Annotated in this window: 2 tRNA genes and 2 rRNA genes (1 of these 4 running past the window's edge); all 4 read right to left on the reverse strand. The window is 55.7% G+C overall.

The annotated features are described in order from the left end of the window. Window positions 1–679 (reverse strand): 23S ribosomal RNA (locus FHR98_RS16520); it reaches 2,078 nt to the left of the window's first position. Between the two features lie 461 nt (window positions 680–1,140). Further along, a tRNA-Ala gene (locus FHR98_RS16525) sits at window positions 1,141–1,216 on the reverse strand. 79 nt (window positions 1,217–1,295) lie between these two features. Then, a tRNA-Ile gene (locus FHR98_RS16530) sits at window positions 1,296–1,372 on the reverse strand. A gap of 240 nt (window positions 1,373–1,612) precedes the next feature. Further along, window positions 1,613–3,114, reverse strand: a 16S ribosomal RNA gene (locus FHR98_RS16535). Together the 16S and 23S rRNA genes with 2 tRNA genes alongside form the textbook arrangement of a ribosomal RNA operon. Between the last annotated feature and the right edge of the window lie 306 nt (window positions 3,115–3,420).

Raw genomic sequence — 3,420 nt, forward strand, 5'->3', positions numbered from 1 at the left:
CTAGATCACCCGGTTTCGGGTCTGATCCTACGAACTCAATGCGCCCTATTAAGACTCGCTTTCGCTGCGCCTACACCTAACGGCTTAAGCTTGCTCGTAAGACCAACTCGCTGACCCATTATACAAAAGGTACGCGGTCACCCCTCAAGGAGGCTCCCACTGCTTGTAGGCATCCGGTTTCAGGAACTGTTTCACTCCCCTCATCGGGGTGCTTTTCACCTTTCCCTCACGGTACTTGTTCACTATCGGTCACCGAGGAGTACTTAGGCTTGGAGGGTGGTCCCCCCATGTTCAGACAGGATTTCACGTGTCCCGCCCTACTCAAGTGCCTCCAAATTCCCTACCCGTACGGGGCTATCACCCACTACGGCCAAGCTTTCCAGCTCGTTCCGGTTCAAAATCTGAAGGCCACTGGCCTGGTCCCCGTTCGCTCGCCACTACTAGGGGAGTCTCGTTTGATTTCCTTTCCTCCGGCTAATGAGATGTTTCAGTTCGCCGGGTTTGCCTCGCATGGCTCATGTATTCACCATGCGATGACCCATAAAGGGCCGGGTTTCCCCATTCGGATATCCACGGATCAAAGCTTGCTCACAGCTCCCCGCGGCTTTTCGCAGCGTGCCACGTCCTTCATCGCCTCTCGGTGCCAAGGCATCCACCAAATGCCCTTAAACGCTTGATTCCTCTCCATCCAACCCGTCCCGCACAGGGGCAAAAACCGAACCCCAATGCAAAGAACGGGACATTAAGATGCTTAGAACCCATTACTTTACTTGCTACTTCACCGACCCAACCGGACATAAACCGTACAACGAGAAAAAATCCCGCCGCACAGCAACCCGATCGGGTCGACTACACAACCTATCCACAATGACAAAGAACCAAACGCAAAACCCTCAAGCCAAACCCCAAAGGGCCCAGCCTCAAAGGCTATCTCTCTTACTTTCCTTGACCGTCTATCTTCATGAAAAAAACAACGCAGCCCAGAGGAGCAGCTTCCGCCCCCGCGACACCAGATTTCTGGTGGAGCTGCCAAAGGGCCCAAGCCAGAGGGCCCAAGCCAAAGGGTCCAAGAGCGTCCCGCGACACCAATTTCTGGTGGAGCTGCCAAAGGGTCCAAGAGCGTCCCGCGACACCAATTTCTGGTGGAGCTGGACGGGATCGAACCGACGACCTCCTGCTTGCAAAGCAGGCGCTCTCCCAACTGAGCTACAGCCCCGCTACCAGGCAACCCCTTCGGGATGCCCCGCAGCCTGACCGGTACAGCCCGGGAGCCAAACTACCCGGGCGACATAACCTGGTGGGCCGAGCAGGATTTGAACCTGCGACCTCACGCTTATCAAGCGCGCGCTCTAACCAACTGAGCTACCAGCCCGGCTTTTCATGAAAATCCCGCAGCAACCCAAAAACGCCTCGTCGGCGCCTCGGGAGCACGGGAATTACACGGCAAGGAAGGGATGCGCAGACGGCGGCTCCACGCCACTCAAATGGCCAAGCCTCTCCGACATATCCAGCTAAGCTTAAACCAGGCTCCCTCTCAACGAGGAGCCATTGCTCATGAAAACTCCCAGACCGATAAACCATCGCTGGTAAACCGCTCCAGAAGCTTCCTTAGAAAGGAGGTGATCCAGCCGCAGGTTCCCCTACGGCTACCTTGTTACGACTTCACCCCAGTCGCTGACCTTACCGTGGTCGGCTGCCTCCTAAAAGGTTAGCGCACCGCCTTCGGGTAAAACCAACTCCCATGGTGTGACGGGCGGTGTGTACAAGGCCCGGGAACGTATTCACCGCGGCATGCTGATCCGCGATTACTAGCGATTCCAACTTCATGCACTCGAGTTGCAGAGTACAATCCGAACTGAGACGGTTTTTAGGGATTTGCTGACCCTCGCGGGTTCGCTGCCCTCTGTCACCGCCATTGTAGCACGTGTGTAGCCCAGCCCATAAGGGCCATGAGGACTTGACGTCATCCCCGCCTTCCTCCGGCTTATCACCGGCAGTTCCCCTAGAGTGCCCAGCTTAACCTGATGGCAACTAAGGGTGAGGGTTGCGCTCGTTGCGGGACTTAACCCAACATCTCACGACACGAGCTGACGACAGCCATGCAGCACCTGTCTCCGGTCCAGCCGAACTGAAAGAATCCGTCTCCGGATCCCGCGACCGGGATGTCAAGGGCTGGTAAGGTTCTGCGCGTTGCTTCGAATTAAACCACATGCTCCACCGCTTGTGCGGGCCCCCGTCAATTCCTTTGAGTTTTAACCTTGCGGCCGTACTCCCCAGGCGGTGTGCTTATCGCGTTAGCTGCGCCACCGAAAGACTAAGTCTCCCGACGGCTAGCACACATCGTTTACGGCGTGGACTACCAGGGTATCTAATCCTGTTTGCTCCCCACGCTTTCGCGCCTCAGCGTCAGAACCGGACCAGATGGCCGCCTTCGCCACTGGTGTTCTTCCCAATATCTACGAATTTCACCTCTACACTGGGAATTCCGCCATCCTCTTCCGGTCTCAAGCTCCACAGTTTCAAAGGCAGTTCCCAGGTTGAGCCCAGGCCTTTCACCTCTGACTTGCAAAGCCGCCTACACGCCCTTTACGCCCAGTAATTCCGAACAACGCTTGCCCCCTCCGTATTACCGCGGCTGCTGGCACGGAGTTAGCCGGAGCTTCTTCTACGGCTACTGTCATCATCTTCACCGTTGAAAGAGCTTTACAACCCTAAGGCCTTCTTCACTCACGCGGCATGGCTGGATCAGGGTTTCCCCCATTGTCCAAGATTCCCCACTGCTGCCTCCCGTAGGAGTCTGGGCCGTGTCTCAGTCCCAGTGTGGCTGATCATCCTCTCAGACCAGCTATGGATCGTCGGCTTGGTAGGCCGTTACCCCACCAACTACCTAATCCAACGCGGACCCATCCCAGGGCAATAAATCTTTCCCTCTCAAGGCGTATGCGGTATTAGCCGCCGTTTCCAGCGGTTATCCCCCACCCCGGGGTAGGTTTCCACGCGTTACTCACCCGTGCGCCGGTATCCACCGGTCCGAAGACCGATTTCTCCCTCGACTTGCATGTGTTAGGCCTGCCGCCAGCGTTCGTTCTGAGCCAGGATCAAACTCTCAGGTTGACCTTGATCCAATCCAGATAATCTAGGCCATAAGGCCTAAACCAACCAGACCAAACCAACTAAGGTCCCGTTACCTACTTCAATTTTGCGTCCTAAAACGCAGAGCGTTAGCTTGCTTAGCAGAAATAGGATACGCAAAATCAACCAGGCAACAGGCCCGATCAACATCATGCTCCCCTCAAAAGAACCCAGCCTCACATAGCCAGATACCCCAAAGAAAAACAGCACAAAACAGCAACCGCAAAGCCGCCGCCCGCGTATCCCTTCCTTATCTCATATCCACAATGTCAATGAACAAAACCGAAC

Source organism: Limibacillus halophilus (genome assembly GCF_014191775.1).
Taxonomy (GTDB): Bacteria; Pseudomonadota; Alphaproteobacteria; order Kiloniellales; family CECT-8803; genus Limibacillus; species Limibacillus halophilus.